General features: G+C 56.4%; 14 protein-coding genes. 8 read left to right on the top strand and 6 right to left on the bottom strand.

The genetic code is table 11. From position 1 onward, the window contains the following. The 5 genes from ACQRAQ_RS01940 (at position 1) to ACQRAQ_RS01920 (ending at position 4249) form a co-directional block, all read left to right on the top strand. Positions 1 to 1020: a putative ABC transporter permease gene (locus ACQRAQ_RS01940; protein WP_427793640.1), complete on the top strand. Its 1020-nt coding sequence runs from the start codon at positions 1 to 3 to the stop codon at positions 1018 to 1020. A gap of 198 nt (positions 1021 to 1218) precedes the next feature. Beyond that, positions 1219 to 2496 (top strand): ammonium transporter, encoded by a 1278-nt coding sequence (locus ACQRAQ_RS01935; RefSeq protein ID WP_427793638.1) that lies wholly within the window; start codon positions 1219 to 1221, stop codon positions 2494 to 2496. 188 nt (positions 2497 to 2684) lie between these two features. Then, a complete protein-coding gene (locus ACQRAQ_RS01930; protein ID WP_117734256.1) occupies positions 2685 to 3023 on the top strand; it encodes a P-II family nitrogen regulator in 339 nt (112 codons plus the stop codon). Between the two features lie 87 nt (positions 3024 to 3110). After that, complete coding sequence (locus ACQRAQ_RS01925) at positions 3111 to 3968, top strand: HAD-IIB family hydrolase (protein ID WP_427793637.1); 858 nt, start codon at positions 3111 to 3113, stop codon at positions 3966 to 3968. Between the two features lie 155 nt (positions 3969 to 4123). Further along, positions 4124 to 4249 carry a hypothetical protein gene (locus ACQRAQ_RS01920; protein ID WP_373573398.1) on the top strand — a complete coding sequence of 42 codons (126 nt, stop codon included), beginning with the start codon at positions 4124 to 4126 and terminating at the stop codon, positions 4247 to 4249. A 152-nt stretch (positions 4250 to 4401) separates the two neighbouring features. On the opposite strand, the gene ACQRAQ_RS01915 is transcribed toward ACQRAQ_RS01920, so the two are convergent. Both ACQRAQ_RS01915 and ACQRAQ_RS01910 read right to left on the bottom strand, forming a co-directional pair. After that, positions 4402 to 7689 carry an ATP-dependent helicase gene (locus tag ACQRAQ_RS01915; protein ID WP_427793635.1) on the bottom strand — a complete coding sequence of 1096 codons (3288 nt, stop codon included), beginning with the start codon at positions 7687 to 7689 and terminating at the stop codon, positions 4402 to 4404. Between the two features lie 7 nt (positions 7690 to 7696). Beyond that, entirely contained in the window at positions 7697 to 8707 is a 1011-nt protein-coding gene (locus tag ACQRAQ_RS01910; protein WP_427793633.1) for a helix-turn-helix transcriptional regulator, read from the bottom strand. A 222-nt stretch (positions 8708 to 8929) separates the two neighbouring features. Here ACQRAQ_RS01910 and ACQRAQ_RS01905 point away from each other — a divergent pair, with 222 nt between their 5' ends. The 3 genes from ACQRAQ_RS01905 to ACQRAQ_RS01895 all read left to right on the top strand — a co-directional run bounded on the left by ACQRAQ_RS01905 (position 8930) and on the right by ACQRAQ_RS01895 (position 12051). Further along, positions 8930 to 10027 carry an RtcB family protein gene (locus tag ACQRAQ_RS01905; RefSeq protein ID WP_427793632.1) on the top strand — a complete coding sequence of 366 codons (1098 nt, stop codon included), beginning with the start codon at positions 8930 to 8932 and terminating at the stop codon, positions 10025 to 10027. A gap of 10 nt (positions 10028 to 10037) precedes the next feature. After that, entirely contained in the window at positions 10038 to 10871 is an 834-nt protein-coding gene (locus ACQRAQ_RS01900; RefSeq protein ID WP_427793631.1) for a hypothetical protein, read from the top strand. Between the two features lie 163 nt (positions 10872 to 11034). Next, positions 11035 to 12051 (top strand): hypothetical protein, encoded by a 1017-nt coding sequence (locus ACQRAQ_RS01895; RefSeq protein WP_427793629.1) that lies wholly within the window; start codon positions 11035 to 11037, stop codon positions 12049 to 12051. 257 nt (positions 12052 to 12308) lie between these two features. Here ACQRAQ_RS01895 and ACQRAQ_RS01890 read toward each other — a convergent pair whose 3' ends face one another. The 4 genes from ACQRAQ_RS01890 to ACQRAQ_RS01875 form a co-directional block, all read right to left on the bottom strand. Continuing rightward, positions 12309 to 13298 (bottom strand): hypothetical protein, encoded by a 990-nt coding sequence (locus tag ACQRAQ_RS01890; RefSeq protein WP_427793628.1) that lies wholly within the window; start codon positions 13296 to 13298, stop codon positions 12309 to 12311. Between the two features lie 53 nt (positions 13299 to 13351). Further along, positions 13352 to 14425, bottom strand: coding sequence for a hypothetical protein (locus ACQRAQ_RS01885; RefSeq protein ID WP_427793627.1), 1074 nt, complete (start codon positions 14423 to 14425; stop codon positions 13352 to 13354). A gap of 2 nt (positions 14426 to 14427) precedes the next feature. Beyond that, positions 14428 to 16560 (bottom strand): hypothetical protein, encoded by a 2133-nt coding sequence (locus tag ACQRAQ_RS01880; protein ID WP_427793625.1) that lies wholly within the window; start codon positions 16558 to 16560, stop codon positions 14428 to 14430. Between the two features lie 165 nt (positions 16561 to 16725). Next, a complete protein-coding gene (locus ACQRAQ_RS01875) occupies positions 16726 to 18972 on the bottom strand; it encodes a hypothetical protein (RefSeq protein WP_427793624.1) in 2247 nt (748 codons plus the stop codon). Between the last annotated feature and the right edge of the window lie 74 nt (positions 18973 to 19046).

Below are 19046 nucleotides of genomic sequence, written 5' to 3'. Positions count from 1 at the left end.
GTGGGGACCGCGATCGACATGGCATTTGACGGCGCGACGCTTGCCGCCTGCCCGCTCTCGGCGCTGGTGCTCTCGTTTGCCTTTTACGGGTTTTTCGGTTGGGCATGGGAGTCGACAGTCTGCGCCATGCTCAACCAAGGACGCTTCGCCAACAGCGGATTCTTGCTGGGGCCGTGTTGCCCTATCTATGGTGTGGGCGGCATAGCCTGCTGGCTTTTGCTGCGCGGGATTCCGGATGCCTCGAGCCAATTTGTCGCCGCGGCGCTTGTGTGCAGCGTAATCGAGTACAGTGTGGGCCTTCTATTGGAAAAGACAACAGGCGCACGCTTTTGGGACTACTCGCACCTGCCGTTTAACTTGCACGGACGTATCTGCCTGTACTGGGCCTGCGCGTTTGGCCTGGGCGCGTTGTGCATTTGTCGTTTAGTGGAGCCGGCATTGCTGGGACTGCTTGGCCATCTGCCGGTGCTGATTGTGCGGTTGTCCGCCTTTATCGTCGCGGTTGCGATGATGGTCGACGCGGTGTTCTCTTTGGCCAGTTGGCGTCGCCTGTCCGATCAGCTGGAGCGTGTGCGCGCCGACCTTGCCGACCGCATCAATGAGTCGCTTGCCGATGCGTCCGACTCCATGCTCGAACGTATTCCCGATTCGACGATCGACTCGGTAGCGCAGACGCATATCCGTAGCCGCGCCGTTAACGCGTGGCTGGCCGAGCTGGGCGACGCGGCGCTTGATGCCCTTCGTGAGAAGGCTTCGATGCCGACGTTTATCTCGGATGGTGCTCGCGGCCTGGCGCTTGCCGCCCGCCGCGTCGCCGATGCCGCGCCGAGTATGCCGCGTCCATCGCTCAGTCGTCGCCTTGCCGGCAAGCGCATGAGCCGTCCGGTGCCGAGTGTGTCGCTCGGCCGTCGCGACCTGCGCTTCTTCAATGCTTTCCCGCGCTTGCGCATCAATCGCTACGAGGGCGTCATTCGAGCAACTAATCTCCGCGACCGCGCCCACGAGCTGTTTCGGCGCTAGCCGGGACGGGCACGCTCACGGCTCCCTTGCTCGCGTATTTCCCGTTCGTTTCGCGCCCGTTGCCGTGCCGTTTCCAAGATTGCGGCACCGTTTCCATTCGACAACGCAGCGTTTAACAACGCCGTATCTGGTCTACACCAGTTGCCCCTCGGCCGCATTATGGGCGCCGACAACGTTCATGTGACCAAGGGGGAGCGAATGTACGATACGGGATCGACAACGTTTATGCTCATCTGCACCATGCTCGTGTTTTTAATGACACCGGGTCTGGCGTTTTTCTATGGCGGCCTGTCCAGGCGCAAAAATGTCATCAACACCATGCTTATGTGCTTTGGCGCCATTGGTCTGGTTGGTGTGCTGTGGATTGTTGCCGGCTGGTCGCTGGCCTACGGCGGCGACGGCTCGAGCCCGTTTATTGGAGGCCTTGACCAGCTGCTGTGCTTGCCGGTGCTCAACCAGGTGCTGCAGGCGGCCGAGGGCAATGCTGCGGACGGTGCCGTCTACCCTCAGATCATCAACATCGCCTTCCAGATGGCGTTTGCCATGATCACGGCTGCTATCGTCACGGGCAGCCTGGCCGGCCGCGTTAAGTTTGGTGCCATGACGGCCTTCCTGGGCATTTGGCTGCTCGTGGTCTATGCGCCGCTCGCCCACATGGTCTGGGGCGGCGAGGGTTCCTTTATCGGCGACATCATCGGCGCGCTCGACTTTGCGGGCGGCGACGTGGTGCACATCTCGTCCGGTCTCACGGGCCTGATTCTCTGCTTAATGCTCGGCCGTCGTCGCGGCTTTGGCATGGTGAGCTACCGCCCGCATAACGTGCCGTTTGTGGCGCTGGGCGCCGGCCTGCTTTGGTTTGGCTGGTTTGGCTTTAACGGCGGCAGCGAGTTTAAGGCCGACGCCGTGGCCGCGCTCGCCATCCTCAACACCGTGACGGCCAGCGCGGCGGGCATGGTCTCGTGGCTTGTCGTCGAGCGCGTGCATACCGGTCGCCCCACGCTGGTGGGTGCCAGCACCGGTCTGGTTGCGGGCCTTGTGGTGGTCACGCCGGGTGCGGGCTTTGTCGAGCCGTGGGCAGCGCTGGTCATGGGCCTGATCGTATCACCTGTCTGCTACCTGGCTATCAGCCATCTTAAGACCAAGTTTGGCTACGACGATGCGCTCGACGCGTTTGGCTGCCACGGCATCGGCGGCATCTTGGGCGGCGTGCTCACGGGCCTGTTCTGCGTGCCTGAGCTCTCGTGGACCGGTAAGGGCGGCCTGTTCTACACGGGCGACGTGTCGCTGCTCATCTCGCAGATCTTGGGCATTGTGGTGACGGTCGCTCTTGTACTGGTGCTCGATTTGCTGATCGCCGCGGTGGTCAAGGCGCTGTTCCGCGGCAGCCTGCGCGTGGACGAGGCAGACGAGGCGCTGGGCCTGGATGCGAGTCAGCACGGCGAGAGCGCGTATCCCTCGTTCTCCGGGCTCGATTAGCAGCTTCCCCAAGCACCGCACCTTGCCGTTCAATCGTCGCGCGGCTTTCCCAGGCACCCGACCTTGCCCCTCAAACCGTCGCTTGCGTACCGAAGTACGCGGCGCTCCTCTTTCGGGGCAATCTCGGGCACCTGGAAAAACCGCGTCGTTGAATGGCAATTCATTTCTTTTATTGAGAGGAATTCACTATGAAGAAAATTACGGCGATCGTTCGTGCCGAGAAGCTTGAGGTTCTTAAAGATGCGCTGTTTGCTGCCGATGTTCGTGGCATGACCATCAACCAGGTGCAGGGCTGCGGTGCGCAGCATGGCTGGAAGGAATATGTGCGCGGCAACGAGTTGCTTGTCAACACGATCCCTAAGGTGCAGTTCACCCTCATCTGCGCCGATGAACATGTCGACGGAATTGTCGAGATTATCTGCAACGCCGCTCGCACCGGTGCCGTTGGAGACGGCAAGATTTGGGTTGAGCCGGTCGAGGAAGTTATCCGCATCCGCACCGGCGAACACGGCCCCGCCGCGGTGTAGGACAATCTTTCGCCTGACGGGCGCGCCTCTCTTGGGGCGCGCCCGTTCTCGTCTACAATATCGTGCAGACGAAGGAGAGGCATGCCCATGATCAAGATGTTTGCGAGTGACTTAGACGGAACGCTGCTGAACGCCCTGCACGAGGCGGATGGGACCATCCGCCGTGCCATTCGCGAGCTGACCGAGGCTGGCCTGCATGTGGTTCCCGCGACCGGGCGCTCGACGTTGCTAATCGGCGAGCATGGCTTTACGGGGCTGGCGCTCGATGCCTGCTGCTCTAACGGCTCCATCGTGCGCGACAGTCATGGCGAGGTGCTCAAAACCTGGACCATCGATCCGCAGGTTACCGAGGAGCTGCTCAAGGCATTCCCGGACATTTGCTTCGACTGCTCCACACCCGATGGCATGTTCTCGAGCGGTTCGTTCGAGATGCATCAGGCGGGCTTTAAAAAGGACAGCCCCATCAAGCGTATTGTGATGCGCGGCATGCGTGCACGTGGCGGGTATCACGAGGAGCAGTATTTCGATCAGTCGATCGGCGATATATTGCGTCACGATGTATGCAAGATCAATTGTCGCGTGACCTCACCCGAGCTGGAGCGCGACCTTAAGGCGTATTTGGCCGAGCGCTCGGACCGCGTGGTCAACGCGCCGTTCGATCCGGTGATGTTCGAGATCACGGACGTGGCGTGCAACAAGGGCGAGAGTGTGGCCTGGCTGGCGGGTTACTACGGTATTGCCGAGGACGAGGTCGCGGTTTACGGCGACGGCGGCAACGACATTGCCATGCTCAAGCGTTTCCGCCACAGCTACGCGACCAAAAACGCTAGCGATGCAGCCAAGGCCGCCGCGAGCGCGACCATCGGCAGCTGCATGGTCCACGCCGTTCCCAAACACATGCTCGCCACTATGCATAAGCAGAACTCCCGCACCATCATCGAATAATGTGGCAAAGGGACAGTCCCCCTTTGTCACGGGGCCTGTGTTCTCGGAATACGAACATATATTCGTATATATAACTAGGCTCTGGTAGAATCGGTATCGTTGACGGCAGTTCCATGTGCCGGGCAACGCCCTCCATCTGATGGGAGGTGATGCCCATGACCGATTTGATTGATTTCGTGAGACTTTTGACCGCTTTGGTCTCGTTCTTCACGGCGCTTGTCGGCCTTTCCGAGGCACTCAAGCAGCGCTCGAAGCGCAACAGAAGGGGTCGCCGCCACTAAGGCGTTGACCCCCTAATGCAAACAACGGCGTTGCCCAGCCAACTACAACTTGGGCTGCCGTCAACACTATTCTACCCACGAATGACATTTTGGACAATCGGTAATGCCGCTCCAAAAGCCAGGCGGAATGTGACAAAGGGACTGTCCCTTTGTCACATTCCGGGGTTCTCGACTAGCCAATGCTCGTAAGCGCGTTGCATGAGCTCGGCCTTGTCGGCTTTTTTGCGGCAGCCCTTCTGCTCCTCAACGGCCAGTTCATAAGCGCCGCTCTGCTCAAAAGCGCTGGTATCCCAAGCACCGTGTTCAATGCGAGACCATACGGCATCGATGAGGTGTTCGAGCTCGGCAATGTCATCGGTGCTGGCGGTCGTCGAGAACGGCGGACGCAACTCATTCGTTGCCTTGTCGGGCTCGACATAGTAGTCGCCCATGGAAGTGACGGTGTAGCCATAAAACTCGGGCGACGCTTCGACCAGCAGTTTGTAGAACTTGAGCTGACGATGGTAGCCTGCAGGGACTTCTTTGCCAAAGCCAGTCTTGTAGTCAACGATCTGCACCGTTTTAGCTGCATCGTCAACGAGGAGCAGGTCGAGAAAACCAAAGAGCGGAGTTCCTTCGGTGGTCAGGCACTGCATATTCGCCTCTGTGATGCAGCGATAGCCATGCACATGCTCGACAAGCCAGGGGACGAATGCACGACAAATGCGTTCGAAGCGCTCCGAATAGCGATGGACGTCCTCGGGGGCAAAATCGAGCCACGAAATCTGCTGGCGATACTCGGCCTCAATTGTCTCAATCGCCGCCTCGCCATCGGTTGCCATTCTATTAACGATCTCCTCGAACATCGCGTGAACGATGGTGCCGAATTCGGTTTGGATCGTGGGCGCCGTGGGTAGGCGCACAATCTGCTTCTCAGGGAAGTGCAGACTATTTGCGCATCCAGGCTCGTACGTCACAAAGTTGTTGAGCGCTGTGGCAGAAAGAAACTTCACGTCGGTATGAGGTTCCAGAAGCGCGCGGAGCTCGGGCGTATCGAGCACGTAGTTGTCGCGCCACTCGGTTTCGATTGCAACGCTGAGCTGGTCTGCTTCAGCAGAAACCTCGCAAGAGTCGATAAGCCCCGTGAGCTCCTGCAGTGCCGACCCGCCGGCACGGTACAGCTCGAGGTGTCGTTTAGCGCGCGTGATGGCGACAAACAACAGGCGGCGCGCGTCGTCATCATCCTTTTCATCGCGAATAAGCAGGTTGGACGGGTACAAGCTCATGCCGCCGGCGCCTTTGTGCCAAGTGGAGTCGTCGGCATCGAGCAGGTAGACGCAGTCGAATTCCAGGCCCTTAGAGCTATGGGCGCTGGTGAGGCGAACAGCTCCCGGCGTGCCGAGGTCGATCGATGCGTCGATACTCACGCCAAACTTTTGAGCGGCATCGAGCTTGTCGACAATATCGGGCAGGCGAAGCGCACGTCCCATACGGCGTGCGTCTCCCATTTCACCTTCGGCAAAGGTGAGCAGGGCGCGGATGCCGGCATTGAATTCGGCTGCGCCCAGCGGATCTTGTTCCTTGCAATCCTGATAATAGCCAAGGCTGCGTTCGACAATTCTAAAGAGCAGTGGCCTGACAGGGGAGGCGCTGGCTTCGGCCGCCCACTGCATAAGGCCGTCGTACAGTTCTTTGACGCGGACGTTATCGCTCTCGTGCATGGCGGCCATCCAGTCGCCGCGATGCTCACGCTTGGCGTTGAGCGCAAACGCCACGGATGACGGATGATCTCCGCCCAGCTCGGTGGCGCAAATGATCTGGGGGAGATAGCTGCTTGCCAGTCCTTTTTGCCCGCGGGCAAGCGCAGTAACGCAACGCAACAGTGCCAACGTCGTCTGCATACGCTCGGAGGCAAAGAGATTCTGCCGCTCGCGATACGAAAACGGCACGTTCTCCTTAACGAGGAAGGGAATCAGCGAGCGCAATGCGGCGTGTTTGGCAGAGATGACTGCAATTCCTTCATTGGGATCTTCGCAGTCATCGAGGTAGCCAGCATCAATCCTCTGCCTAATGCTCGCGGTAACGGCGGCGTATTCCTCGGCTTTGCCGGTGTAGACGCTCTCGCTAAAGCTGACTTGATCGCCTTGAGGCTTAAAGGCTTCGATTGACTTATTCGAGCTGGCATCGAGTCGGTATTCGATTTGCTGGGCGATAGCTTGACCAAGCTCAACGATGGCGGGCGTGGAGCGGTAATTGGTCTTGAGCACGATGTTCCGGGGCGAAAACTCGGCCGCAAATTGGTTGGCACATTCGATCGTGGCGCCCTGAAAACGCATGATGGCCTGATCGTCATCGCCGACGGCCATGATATTGGGCGCATCAACGCCGTCGCAGAGCAGCTCGATGATGCGCATCTGGGCACCATTGGTATCCTGGAACTCATCAACTTGGATATAGGTATAGGTGTCTTGGAGTACTTGGCGTAGCGCGTCGTTGTGCTCGACGGCGTCGACAAAATCGCCAATCATGTCGTCGTAATCGTAGAGATGATGTTGGTCGAGCTCATTTTGGTAGCGACGTGCAACGTCGCAAGCAGCCTTAAGTCGCTCGCTTTGCTCTGCAATCTTAAACGTGCGCCCCTGAGAGTTGCTGCCTCCAAAGAAGGCATCGCGCACCTTGGTGTATCCCGAGGATTTGCCCTTCTCATCGATGAGCTCGGTGCGGCGAACGGTGTCGCGCAACTCAAGGATGTACGGCACGTATGTGCCGGCGGGACAGTCAATCGGGCGGGTGAGCGATGTGGGTGCCATGGCGCAGGCACGCTCGACCTCTTCCTCAAAGCGTTCGGCTAACACGGCGCTTGCCCTTCCACAGACGAGCGTAAGCAGCTCGGAATGTTCGGTGAGCCAGGCAGCGGCGTCGATATTCTGCTGCGCGATGGCGCTCAGCGTGTCGTAGTCCAGGCCACTGCGTTTGATTTTGGAGACAAAGCCGATCATCTTACCGATGTTTTGTGCAGGCATATCAGGTGACCCTCCGCCTAACGGAGAACCAAAGGGCAGCGATTTGAGCAGCCGATCAAAAATCTCTTGCTGGTGCAGGCTGGTAACAAGCGTGTCGGTCGAAGGGCGCATGAAGTACTCGGGATAGCGCGACCTGATGCTGCTTGCAAATCCGTGAAACGTGCTGACTTCGATGCCGTAGGCGTCGCGGCCGATGAGCTCAATCAGGCGCTTGCGCATGGCCTCCGCGCCCGCCTCGGTATAGGTGAGGCAGAGGATGTTGCTAGGGGCGGCGTCGCGTTTGGCCAAGATGTTCGCCGCGCGCAGGCTCAGCAGCTGCGTCTTGCCGGTGCCGGGGCCGGCAATGACGAGCAACGGACCATCTAGGCATTCGACGGCCTCGCGCTGTTCGGGATTCAGGCGCTCGAACGATACGTTAAAGTTGGGGGTCATGTTCATGGCAGTATTACCTGTCTTCCTGGTAGAGCGCACGCGTGCTATCGAGATAGTTGAGATACATATCGATGGCACTTTGAGGTTGAACGATCTTAATGAAGGTGCTGAGTTGCAGCAGCCAGCCAAAGAACTGCGGAGACAGCGGGGCTTTGACGGTAGCCAGCAGGCGCCCATCCTGGTTCTCAAAAACAACGGCGTCGAGCCCGAACTTGTCGATGAGCGGGTTCATCGCGCGGTCGTCGAGCTCTAGCACGACGGTGGTCTTGTCGGCCGCGTAAACGCCAAACGACGGCGAAACGTGATCTTCGAGCACATAGCCTGCGATACGCGGATCTTTGGTCGCGGACTCTTCGGATACCGCCACATCGAGCATGCGATCGACGCGATAAGGCGTGAACGGCTGATGACCCGAGCCGGCATTGGCCCATTTATCTCTAAAGCCAATCATGTAATAGAGCTCGTCGGAGTAGATAAGGCGCACAGGTGTGAGCTCGTAGGTCTTTCCGTCATGATTAAGGGCCTTTTGCTTGGCGGCGTCGTAGTGGAAGTAATGGAAGCGGATCTTGCGTTTTTCGCGCATAGCCTGCTGAATCAAGTCGATGTTGAGCAGGGCATCAGAGTTTTGCATCTTCACGCGCGAAGGCACGTCGACACGCTTGTGCATAAGCTCGCGTTCGCCCAGGCTGGCGAGGCTCTGCAGCTTGCCGATGAGGTGGTCGGTCAACTCATCGGTCAAAAACGGCGAACTCTGAACGGCGTCAACAAGCATGATGAGCTCTTGCAGGTCGAGCGGGCGTGAGACCAGCGCCCATTCCTTGCCACCGCGCTGGTTGATGTTGAGCCCAAAGTCGCGAAGCGTTTGCAGGTCGCGATAGATGGCCTTTCGCTCTGCCTCAAGGTCGTGATAGGCGAGCTCCTCGATAATCTGCTGCGTTGTGAGCCCGTGCGTGCTGTCGGTCTTTTCCATCAAGGTTTTAAGCAGGAACAGAAGCCTGAGCTTTTGATTTGGTCTGTTCGCCACGTTGTCTCCTTTCGCCGGCAGGGTACCAACCGGAGATACAAAACAAGACCCGTTATTGGGACTCATTGTAGTCCGCGCGACCGTAGTATTCGCAGCAATAAGAGCTCGAATAGGGCGAAAGGTGGTTAAACGGAAATCGGCGGTTTGGCTGGATGGTGTGACATGCGCTCTATTGGCTTGGGGCCGGTTCCGGTTTACAAGGATCAGAACAGGAGAAATGCGATGGCAGACATCAAAGTCTTTGCCGAGAATCTTGAGGATTCAACCAAGGAGCAGATCGAGGAGATTTCCAGCTGCCCGGCGTTTGAAGGTGCCAAGATCCGCATCATGCCCGATGCCCATAAGGGCAAGGGCTGCGTGATTGGCTTTACGGCAAACTTGGGCGACAAGGTGATTCCCAACCTGGTGGGGGTCGACATCGGATGCGGGATGTACTGCGTGCCGCTTGCGGAAACCATCGCGCGCGACGACCTCATTCAATTCAATCGCGATGTGAAGCGCGCGGTGCCCACGGGCTTTAGCCTTCATCGCGATCCTGCCTGCGTACTCGCGGACTTTGACATGGAGTCGCGCGATTGGCTTCAGGACAAGCGCAAGGTTGAGCGCTCCATGGGCACGCTGGGCGGCGGCAATCACTTCATTGAACTCGACGAGGACGAGGATGGGTGCCAATATCTGGTCGTGCACACCGGCTCGCGCAACATGGGCAAGCAGACGGCGGAGCATCATCAGGCGCTGGCGCAGAAGACGTGCACGGCAGATATCCCCGACGAGCTTAAGTATCTCGTGGGAGATCTTTCTGCCGAGTATCTCGTCGATATGCATAACTGCCAACGCTTCTCGAATCAGAACCGCAAGGCGATTGTCACACAGATTGTTGAGCGTACGGGAATTCGGCTCGACGGAGACGGCTTTACCACCATGCACAACTACATCTCGGAAGGCGGCATGATTCGCAAGGGTGCCATTAGCGCTCATGCGGGCGAGATGGTGCTGATTCCGTTCAACATGCGCGACGGTGCCGTTATCGCACGCGGCAAGGGAAACGAGGACTGGAACTGTTCGGCGCCGCACGGGACGGGTCGCGCGATGAGCCGCACCAAAGCGTTCCAAACGCTCGACACCAGGTCGTTCGTTAACGAGATGCACGATGCCGGCATCTACTGTCCGAGTGCATGCGAGACGACGCTCGATGAGTCGCCCGAAGCGTATAAGCCTGCGGATGATGTACTGAGACTCATGGCCCCGACGGTTGATGTTATTCACCGACTCATGCCGATTTGGAATTTTAGGGCTACTGGTAAGCGTGGTAGGCGTTAGGAGGGTTGCGATGACGTTAAAGATGGACTCCAGGGACGACCGAATTGGCTGTTCTGTGAGTTTGGGCGAGATGCTGGGCCTATCAGGCGTGATACCGCCGACGCCCGCGAATCAGCGTAGTGGGAATCGCAAAGAGCGTGATGACGAGGTTTTTGACCTCAGCGGGTTTCGCAATCGACTGGTTTCTGGGCTCGATCGCCGTATGGAGACGTCGCTTTTTGAAACTCCTTGTGTGTTGAAAACCGGTATGTCGGTCGATGATGCCCTAGGTGGCGGCGTTGGGTTGGGCAAGCTCAGCGTGATTGGCGGCGCGCATGAAGATGTCTCGAACGTGCTGGTGTATGCGGCTTTGCGTCTGAGTGAGCAATGCGCCGTGCTCTACATGCCGATGCGGGAGTGTGAAGAGGACGCGATCGCCCGGCTTATTCGCGCCGAGATGGATGACAAGGTGTCAGAGGATCCTGAGGAACGACAGGTCGAGGCGATTCGCGCAACGATGCGCCTCAAGCAGCGCAACCTAGGCATTTTTGTTGAGGACAACATGACCATGGACCTTTTAACGAGCTGGTTGCTCGGCGACCAGACGTGGAATAGAGCAGTGCTAAAGGACGTCGTGGTCGTAATTGACGGACTCGAGATGCTCGACGACAACCGCCCGGTAAATGCAATCCTGCGCGACCTACGCAACATGCTCAGCCCGACGGCGGCGATCTTAGCAGGCTGCTTTGCGGTGGAGGGCAGAGAGGACGACGCAACGTTCGCCGAGACTCATTGCAACGCAGATGTTCTGGTCCGCATAAGTACCGATTGCACGGAACCTTCCTGCACAAAAGTCATCGGTTGAGGCCATAGCCAATAACAACTGCTCGGCCAGCAGCGCGTCTACCAGCAGAAAATGACCGCTCAACAGCCAAAGAGAAACTACTGGGCGGGTCAAGAATTATCATCAATATTAGGCGTTATGTTCTGTCGGCGGTATGTCTGAACAGCTCTGGGAAGGAGTTCACATGAGTCGTCAAGAAATGTTTTTTAATCCGGTGATGGAAGAGGTCAATGGCGTAAATAAAATGGTAATGCCTTACGTGAAAGATGCGGAGCGAACGGCTAACCCATATCAGTTTGACCTGGACCAGAACGGCGTGCCTCTTTTTACGGATAAAAACATCGCCTTTGTCAACGGCATGGTTGAGAACGATTCGAATTACAACCAGACGGACAAAGATGAACTTTGCAAAATATTCGAAGGCATGTTTGTTGGCAACGCGGATCATCGAATGGCGTGTATAGGAAGAGCGGTTTACGAAATCGACAATGAAAACTCGACCCGTTTAACTGCTGTTGGCCTGTATAAAATCGACGACCTTATGAAAAAGCTAAATTTGAAACCGGTTGAGATGACAGAGCCCGATGATGATGAAGAGAAAAAGACGATTGATGACGGTGAAAAGAAAAAGACAATAACTGGTGGTGTACTTTTTACGTCTCAGATTATTGCCGGCATTGAGAATCTCAAGGAGCGATTAAGCGTAGGCGACGATCGGCTTGTCTTCGAAATTTCACATGCCTCGACAACCTACCTGAATGAGGCTCATGTGGCAGATGCTAACAAGATTAATTTCTCGTTTGCCACAAAGTTTTGCCATTGGACTTGTCAGTATTTGGAGTTGGGCGATAAGTATTGCATTTACGATAATGTCGTCGCCAGTGTTCTCCCATATTTTGTGGATAACTATGCGAGCGGGGAGCTGGCTAGCTGGGACTGTTGCAGGATGAAAAAGATTAAGCGGGGCAAGGGCGGGCAAGAACTCGTAAGCACAATCGAGAATTACAAAAAAGATGATGATGGATATACCAAATATAGGAACTTGTACGATGCCGTTCTCGAGGGTATCAATAAATGGCGCTCTGAAAACAATCAGAATGGCGAAATTGGCTACCGTGAAGTTGACCGGTTAATTTGGTATTACTTCAAGGGTGCAAGCGGCAAGCGTGTAAAGCAGGCTTTGGCTTCAATCGATTATTAGGGGTGCTAGCAAATATTGCATGAAATAGTCCTCGTCCCACCTTTTGGGCGAGGACTATTTGTTCGTTTGGATATCGAGGCTATTTTCTGGCAGAATGCCTCGAAGGTTCTGGCCTGAGATGCGGATGACCTTGGTATGCCTCCCCCGAGCCGCGCGTGGCTCGGGCCTCCATCGATGGGGTACTGCGAATGCTGCGTTGCCGGAAGAGCTGGTGTCGTCACTGTTTGCCGCCTTTGAAGCTCCGCCCAAATGATTCATCATCGAGCGCGATGCCGATATATGTCTAGCCAAATCGGCTCTTCCTCTTTGCTGCTGGCGCACTCTTCTAGCAGGTTATCTATCTGATTCAGTTCAATCGCTTGCAAGGTCGCGCATGCTTCCGGCAAGGGCCGCGCTACCCTCCTCGCCCTGAATACGGGTGACAGCATCAGGTTCGTACGCGCCCATCCGGCAAAGCAACTGCCGTAGGGGATAGAGCCACATCTGATCTGTTCATCGCCATCGGGATACAGACAGTCCAATTTCGAGTTTGCTACCAGGCAATAGCAAGGTCCCGGCGCCCATGGCCTGCAGTCAATCTCGAGAATGTCGCCCTTTTTGTACGGCGTGGGCAGGTCGACATATGCCCCCTTAAACCATGGCCCAAAAATTTCGCCCACAATGCAGTCGCGCACCTCGCCACATTCCCCCACTTCCTCTCTGCAGAGGTATTGAATTTCGCCCGAGATGTTTGCGTAGTAAGTGTAGTCCGGCTGTAGAAAGCCGTCGTATGGATATGAACAGCTCGGGTCGTTGGCAAGGTTGAACAGCTCGATCATCCAGTATGAGGACGATAAGTCTGTCATTTCGCTCCATTTGCCTGCGTATGCCTCCATTGCCGCAAGGGCGGCCTGCCACGATGCCACGGGGAAGGGGCCATGCGTGATGGCGGATCCTACTTCGTTGTCGACAAAGCTAATTTCGCTAATAAGCAGCGTCTTTCCGTTTCCGTCGACGGCCTTGAGCGCACCCAGGCAGTCATCGATGTAGTCGATACATCTCTCCGGACCGTACCAATCAAAAGTCTTGTCTGACGAGCCGCGCTCGGCAGCAACCAGCCTGCTGAGCATCTCCCGTTTGCGGTTGATTTCTATCGACGCGCCACCGATGATTTGCGTGTAATGATCACCACTCAGGAGCTGCGGATTATGCAGCAAATGCTCTCGCAGCTCCGGAGAGTCGATCAAGTTGATTATTTCTTCGTGCACGATAGTCTCCGAGTTGTTGGTGCGACTTCTTGTGGATTCGGGCATGACGACCTTTATTCAAATAGCTGCGGGTACTTCTCCTTGAGCGGCGCCTGATCCAGACGCAGCTCTTCCAGGTTGCGCTTTGCCTTGGACTCCATCCTTATGGTGTCGATAAACGCGATGAGTGAGTCGACATACAGGTCGCCGCGCAGGTAGGCCTGGGCGGCGATTAAAATTCGCTGCTCGTCTTCGAGTGGTTTGCGATAGTACTCAAGATTCAGGTAAAGCGGGTCTGGCTCTCCGATGTAGAGGGGAAACGTCTCGTTGTAGGTAATCGAGCAACCAGTGGCACGCATGTTGCTGATATCCCCTGCATGGCGATAGTGCTCGAGGCGCTGCTGTGCATGATCAAGCCATTCGTCAGAACGGTCTGCCTGCCGAAGCTCCGCCTCAAGCTTTGTCCGGTCCCACGTGGGCAGATCGAACAACGTGAACGGCTCACGGGCACTGCCTTGCGGCGTCCAGACGATATCGCCGGTGTGAAACGGCGTGGGGATATCGACCCAGATGAACTCGAATGCGATCTCCCAATCGTTCTCAACGGGGCCGGCCGAAGGGCAATAAACGGAAAGGATCTTGCCTTTACCGTTCACCATGAGCCAGTCTTCCCGGCGATGTTCTTCGTCGGCATCGAGCGGGCACCGGGAGATGCGTACGCGTGCCTCTGGACGGCTCGCCAGTTCATCATCACCGCGCAACGCCTCGGCACATTTCTCATAACAGCTGAATGGCGCGCCGAAGGCCCCACAAAGTTGCCCGTCGGGCACAATCTCCTCTTCATACTGATAAACGTAGTCCGTCCCACTCGCAAACGCATCGACGCACCGCTTGTTGTAATCGATTGTCCAGCGCAAAAAAGCATGGAAATCGGGGATGGCCGGCCTTCCAAGACCGGCATGGGTTGCCTCCAGCGAACAATTGGGCATGGTTCGGGCAATCTCCTGCCAGGCTTCGCATTTCTGATCGAGCGTGGCGGTCTTCGAAAACCAAACCAGATAGGCGGCCTCTATGGTACTGGGCTGGAAGTCGATACTGCGCAGGTGCTCCCGAATGTCCCGGGAGTCCACAAAATCCAAGATGTCCATGGTTAGCTCCTCTTTGTTTTGAATCGCGCCGGCGGGGTTATCGCATCATCGAACAGCTCCGGATAGCAGCTCTTGAGCCTGCCGTCTTCCCTTTCAAACCACTCGACTTTTTTCTTGACCAGCGCCTGCAGCTCGTAAAGGCTCGATAGCGCAATAAGTGAGTCAAGACCCAGATAGCCGTCGAGATATGCCCGCACGCCGTACAGAATTCTCGCCTCCGGCTTGAGCGGGGTACGGCAGTATTCCATATCGAGAAGAAAACAACTCGGCTCTCCGATATAGACGGGGTACTCCAGGGGATATTCAATCTGACAGCCGTAGGCGTACATGTCGCTCGTATCACCATTTTGCCGATGGTGCCTGAGCAGGTCGTCGGCATTTTTTGCGGCGCATTCCCTGTAAGTTGAAGGCGGAAGCTCATCTATGACCCGCTGCGTGGTCCATGTCTGCATATTGAGAAGCAGCATGGGGTCGCCAGGGTCGCCGTGACGACAAATGATGTCGCCGGCGTGGAATGGCGTCGGGATGTCAAACCACATCAACTCAAAAGCGAAAGTGGGGTCTTCGCCCTCGCGTTCCATGTCGATGCAGCTCAGCTGGCAGTCCATAATTTCGCCTTTTGCGTTGAGCATGAGCCTGTCGGCGGCATAGTAGTCTTCGTCCGGATCGATCGGGCGGCGCGTTATTTCTATCGAGGTAGGATTTTCCTCCTCAAGCACATTCCAGATTGCCTCGAAACATTTTTCGTAGCTGGTGTAGGGGCCATAATTGCACCCGCTCTCATGGGGACTTCCCGTCTTGTCCTCAAAGAAATACATGTGCTTGCCAGGCTGTTTGAACCGGGCGATTTTCTTGCGCTCCCATCTGATGACGTCGCGAAGAAAGACATGGAAGTTGGGGATATTGAACGTGCCGTATCGCCTGTTCATCGCACAATTGGGCATGTTGTTGATAATCTTTTGCCAGCCCTTGATCTTCTGCCGTAGCGCCTTTTCGTTCGAACGGGCAACAATAAATGCCGCCTCGGACGTGGTGAACTCGTAGTCGATGTCTCTCAAATGCTCCTTGATGTCAGGCGAGTCGAGAAACTCGAGAATGTCCGAACGTGTAGCGTTGGCACTGGGACCGGCCGATGTGCGATATGGCTGCAAGCAGTCGTGTACGACCGATCCATCCGACCAATGTTTGCCACAGCCGGGGTCATCGTGCAGTTTTTTCGAGAGTTCGAGCATAAAGGAGCAACCATCGGGCAAGTCGCCGATATAGCGTTCGGCGGTGTAGAGCGCAGAGGGTGTGAAGTCGTCGAGGAAGCCGTCCGTGAAATCCCTCAAGCGGAGATTGCCTTCCTCAACGCCGTAGATTTTGCTCGGATAGGCGCACCAAACCTGGCCTTTGAACGAACTATCGTAGTCGTCTTCGAGCACGATGGCGAAACGAGGGCCGTGGTCGAAGGGCCGACCGTCGATCTTGATGATGTCGCCGGGGACCCAGGGAGTGTAAAAGACCTCACCATTGGCGCAGAAGTGCTTGCTATTGTTCCACGGCAAGTGATTGATGCTTTGATGCGGAGTCCGCTGATTCCGGCGGTCGCTCAAAAAGACCAAATCGCCAGCTATGGTTGCGGCGAATATCAGCGAGGCTTGAGCACGTGGACGGTCGTGTAAGTCTTCGGCGGTATAGAGCTTAATCTGCCAGAATGATTCGGACCAATCTTCATCGGGGTCATCATCGACGTATTGCTTCATGAGGGTTTGCGCAGCTCCCCATGAGGCAACGGGGAAGGGGCCGTCAAAGGCGTCGTGCCCGCGCTCGTCTTCACTGTAAAACATGCCGGAGACCAGCAAGATGCCGCGGTCGCGGTCAACGTTGCAAAGCATATCGAGTGCAGTGTCGAGTTGTTCGAGGCCGGAGTCGATTGTCTCGGCGTAATCCGATGAGACCTCTTTGCGAAGCTGCTCGAGCATGGTCCGTTTTTCGTCAAGCGTCCTGAGCGAGCTACCGATGATGTTGCAGAGGGAGCCATCTGCCATTCCCATGTGTTTGAACATATGAGCACGCAGCTCATCGTCCTTGATGCAACTGCAAACGAGCTCCCTGCCGGCATCGGTGATCACGGTATCTGCTTGGCTGTCCATTGCAACCTCCAATTCGGTCGTTGCCGTTAGCATCCATCAGAGGCTGTGCTTTGTGATCCCATTAACGGGTCTGATATGAATCTCGCGTCAAACATACTTTTGGAAACGCACTGGTACATGAGTGTGCGCGTACTGAATGGACAATCGGTAGTGGCGTTTCAAAAACTAAGCGTAACTGGTGCAACCTCCCTCTAAGAAGGGATCGGCCGTCGCATCGAACAGCTCTGGGTAGCGGTCCTTGAGCCAGCTGTCTGCGTCCTCGAAGCCACGCGCCTTTTTCTCCGCCAGCGCCTGTAGCTCGCATGCGCTGGCCATTGCGGCGAGCGAATCAACCGCCAGGTCGCCTTTGACATATGCCCTGACGCCGTAAAGGATTCGCTCCTCTGACTTGAGTGGCTTGCGGTAATAGTCGATGTCCAAAAGAAAGCCCTCAGGCTCCCCAATGTAGAAGGGGAAATGCAAGGCGGGTGAGACTTGGCAGCCGTAGGCGTACATGTCGCTGGTGTCGCCGTCATATCGGTGCCAGCGCAATAGCTTGTCGGCCTTTTGAACGAGGCGCTCTTTGTAGACGGAGGAGGCCAGCTCTTTGTCGACTCGTTTGGATCCCCAAGTTTGCAGGTCAAACAGCACCATCGGCTTGTCGGGGCGTTGGAGGTTGCAGACGATGTCTCCGGCATGGAAAGGCGTCGGGATATCAAACCACATGTCCTCGAAATCGCTGGCGGTGCCTGCCTCGTCCCACTCGCTTTTGTTGCGGTAATCGCAAGACATTACTTCGCCGTTCGCATTGAGTAAGACCATGTCGTCGGCATAGTGGTCTTCTTCTGGGTCGATGGGACGACGAGTGATCCTGATGGCTTTGGGATCGTCACCGTCGAGCTCTTTCCAGATGGCATCGAAGCACTTTTGATAACTGCTGTACGGGCCGTAAAGATAGCCGCCCTGCCCGCGCCGGTCCCACGAGTAGTCCTCAAAGAAGTACAGGCTTTGACCGTCCGTCCTTTTAAGGTACGCGAGCTTTCGTTTCTCCTGCTTGATGACATTGCGCAGAAAGGCATGGAAGTCCGGGATGACGACCGTGTCATTTCTGCGGCTCATGGTGCAATTGGGCATATTGTCGATGATCTTTTGCCAGCCTTCGAGCTTTTGCTGCAGCGTTGCTTTATGCGAGCAATTGACAATGAAAGCCGCTACGGGCGTGGTGAGCTCGTAGTTGATTCGTTGAAGATGCTCCTTAATACTTTGCGAGTCTAAAAACTCGAAGATGTCCGGACGAATATCCAGCTCGCTTTGGTTGGCGGGCTTGCGATACGGCTGAAGGCAGTCATGTCCGACCGAGCCTTCGGACCATTGCTTGCCGTAGTCGGGGTTGTCGTGCAGCATCTGCGAAAGCTCGAGCATAAAAGCGCAGTCGTCCGGCAGCTCACCGGTGTAGCACTCGGCGGTGTAGAGGGCGGAGGGGATGAAGGGGTCCAGGAGACTGTCGCTGTAGGTGCCGGATGAAAGTGAACCCTCCTTAACGCCGTGATCTTTACTAGGCCCTGCGCACCAGATCTGTCCCCGGAGCGTGTGCTCGTAGTCGTTTTCGAGCACAATGGCAAAGCGAGGCCCGTGATCAAAGGGGCGACCGTCGATTTTGAGGATGTCGCCTGGGACCCACGGCGTATAGATGGGTTCGTTGCTGTTGCAGAACCGTCTGCTATCGTTTCGCCAGGCGCTTTCGACATACGATTTGCGAGTGCGGTTATTGCGCTGATCGCGGAGAAATATAAGCTCGCCATCCTTGGTTGCTGCAAACGCCAGGGAGGACTGCGCCGTTTGATGTTCGTGAAGGTCTTCTGGGGTGTATAGGTCGATCTTCCAGTACGATTCGGACCAGTCGTCTTCAGGATGCTCTTCGATGTAGCGCTTCATGAGTGCCTGCGCGGCCTCCCACGATGCGGTGGGGAAGGGACCGTCGAGGGCGTCGGCGTCGCGCTCCTCCTCGTTGTAGACCATGACGTGCAGTAGGAGGATTCCGCGGTCGCGCTCGATGTTGTGGAGCATATCGAGTGCGCTGTTGAGCTGGGCGAGATGCGAATCGATATCTTCGACCAGCTCCGGCGAAACCTCCTTGCGGAGTTGCTCGAGCATGGTGCGTTTTTCATCAAGCGTCTTAAGAGAGCCGGCGATGATTGGCGCTGGCCAGTATAGGTATTTACGCATGTGGTCGCGCAGCTCTTGGCTCTTGATGCAGCTGAGGACGAGGTCCTTGCCGGCATCGGTGATGCCATCGCATGCCTGATTGTTCATGTCGGCCTCCTTATCGATCATTACCGGCATGATGAAACGGGCGTGGCGATTGTTGGTCCCATTAACGGGACCAAGCAGCGGCTCGATGTGGCAAAGGGACTGCCCCTTCGTCGCATCCAAATATTGCCTTTACGTGTTGATACACACGGTGTGCAATAATACTCGCACTGTGCAATAGCGCACAGGCAGAGTAA

The organism is Collinsella sp. SGI.178 (assembly GCF_050313495.1).
Taxonomy (GTDB): Bacteria; Actinomycetota; Coriobacteriia; order Coriobacteriales; family Coriobacteriaceae; genus Collinsella.
The sequence above is the reverse complement of the archived record's forward strand: the minus strand, read 5'-3'. Positions and strand labels throughout refer to the sequence as shown.